1 protein-coding gene is annotated in these 243 nt (G+C 39.9%); it reads left to right on the forward strand.

Going from position 1 to position 243, the window contains the following annotated elements; all coding sequences use genetic code 11:
* On the forward strand, positions 1-243 hold a 243-nt coding region (locus AAEY68_RS21580), incomplete at both ends, for a VIT domain-containing protein (protein WP_350586886.1).

The raw sequence follows: 243 nt of genomic DNA on the forward strand, positions 1-243 counted from the left end.
GTATTGGTGAGCGAGTGATTCACGGTAAAATAGCAAAAAAACACCAAGCAGAAAAACAGTACCAAGCTGCCAAAAAAGCAGGCAAACAAGCTTCATTGCTGCGACAGCAGCGTGCAAATATGTTTATTACAAATGTGGCAAATGTAGGGCCAGGAGAAGAAATAGTTATAACGCTTGAATATCAAGAGATTATTGATTACCAGCATGGAACCTTTGCGATTCATTTTCCAACCACAATAACGC

Source organism: Pseudoalteromonas sp. RB2-MNA-CIBAN-0110 (assembly GCF_040309305.1).
Lineage (GTDB): Bacteria > Pseudomonadota > Gammaproteobacteria > Enterobacterales > Alteromonadaceae > Pseudoalteromonas > Pseudoalteromonas arctica.